Raw genomic sequence first — 1,718 nt, 5'->3', positions numbered from 1 at the left:
GTGACAGTCCGCCGGTCGCGCGGCGCTCAAACTGGACATCTCACTGGAGGCACACGTGCTGGCAACAAAACCGTGTATCGCAACCTGCGTCATTGACGGTGTAGCCGTCACGCTCACCTTCTTCCCAGACACTGGCTTCTTGCGAATTGCCGACGTAACTGGTGTCCGCTCCAGGGAGACAAGATGGTCCGCGCCATGGCGTAGCCTCCTAACGACATTCCGCGAACTCAGCGAAACACCGGAAGACGAACGAGCCGACCCGGATATGCTTTTCGGTTGTCAGAACTGCGGCTCCGAGCGCCTCGAAGAATCGATGGCCACATTTAGCTGAGATTGCGAGACGGCTTGCCGCACTAAGCCGCGTCTCTCTCCGCAATCTTCCCTATTTCAATGTAGGCGACGCGTTCTTTGGGCGTCGCGGATGGCGCCGAATGGCCTTGCCAAGGCGGCGAGCAGGGTGACGGAAAGCGCCAAAGCACCGGTGCGCAAGTCCCATGCATTGACGGCTGCGACCAAATTGACGTCTTCCTGCGAATAGCAGAAGTCCTGAAGTCGCGGCCAACAGACCGCAGCCATCGCTTACCCATTCTCCGGTCCGCGCTTTGTAGTCGCATCAGTCGCCGACGCCACGAGTTTGCGCAAAATGGTTGCAACGTCGTCTGCCTTGTCGACAGGGACAGGAACTGGGACTGCATCAGGGCCCAGTGGTGCAGAGCCATTACTCATCGCACTGTCGGGAGCTATCCACAGCTGGAATCGGCCATCCATGAACTGCCCGGCTTCATCCAGTGCGAAGAAATTCAGGCGGCGTCAGCCCCCTTGACCAGTCGCCGGTGCGCAGTCCGCAACATACTTCGTGTGCAATCGCGCCTGTGCTGCCTGGAGGTCATTGGGATAGTAGTAGTCGTTTTTGTGGGGGTCGTAACCAACCGATTCCAGCTCCGCCAGCTCCCGTACCAACTGGGCATGCGTTACCTCACCAACGACCGGCTTGAACGGATAATCGTTACATTCCTCCACAGTTAGTTTGCTATCAGCCATTGCAGACACACTACCAAGCAGAAACATCATAAGAAAAACTGCCTTTACGCCTCGTTTCATTTTCACTTTCCAAACAAGTAGAATTCGAAGGCTTTCGCGAATAATTTCCGCAAGCCTTTTAAAACATAACGCTGCTTATTGTAGGTCCCATGAGGCTGGAATTTGCTCGCGCACATCGGAAAACACATTTTCGTAAAAAGGCCGGAACCCTCTGGACTCCGCTGTAGTAATGCGTCGCGCACGCGAACGTATTGATGCCATTAAACGGCTAGCCAACATGAAACCAATGTCACTGCTTCTGGTCGGCATTGTTGTCTCATCGATGGCCGCACCAGTTTTTTCGCAAAAAAGGCCGCAGGAACGGAATTGGCGCCCGGGCCGGCCGGTCACGGTCGAGGCTTGGCAACAGGGCGAGCGCGTCCGCGATTTCACGCCGCAGGCGCCGCGCGGGGATTTGCGTAGCGACATCGCGAGTAACGTTCGCACGCGGCCTGAACCGCCAGGCATCCAATAGGAAATTGCTGCGATGAACGCCTCATCGTGTCCGATTCAAGGTACAGCCGTGTCGACCCTTGGTCGCTGTGGGTGCAGTTTTGCGCAGCTGCGCTGTTTAAGCCTGTCTTAACTGTTGCTTGCCATCATAGTTGTTCGGACTCACGTCCAAGGTCCCCGTTCGC

At 56.3% G+C, this 1,718-nt stretch carries 2 protein-coding genes; one reads left to right on the top strand and one right to left on the bottom strand.

What is annotated here, in order from left to right; translation table 11 throughout:
• Nucleotides 1–810: 810 nt before the first annotated feature.
• Nucleotides 811–1,101 carry a DUF4148 domain-containing protein gene (locus tag P0D89_RS52645; protein WP_408379571.1) on the bottom strand — a complete coding sequence of 97 codons (291 nt, stop codon included), beginning with the start codon at nt 1,099–1,101 and terminating at the stop codon, nt 811–813.
• Nucleotides 1,102–1,318: 217 nt separating this feature from the next.
• Here P0D89_RS52645 and P0D89_RS52640 point away from each other — a divergent pair, with 217 nt between their 5' ends.
• Nucleotides 1,319–1,555 (top strand): hypothetical protein, encoded by a 237-nt coding sequence (locus P0D89_RS52640; protein ID WP_408370535.1) that lies wholly within the window; start codon nt 1,319–1,321, stop codon nt 1,553–1,555.
• The last annotated feature ends 163 nt before the right edge of the window (nt 1,556–1,718 follow it).

Origin of the sequence: Paraburkholderia sp. RL18-085-BIA-A (genome assembly GCF_046027075.1) — a bacterium.
GTDB lineage: Bacteria > Pseudomonadota > Gammaproteobacteria > Burkholderiales > Burkholderiaceae > Paraburkholderia.
The sequence above is the reverse complement of the archived record's forward strand: the minus strand, read 5'-3'. Positions and strand labels throughout refer to the sequence as shown.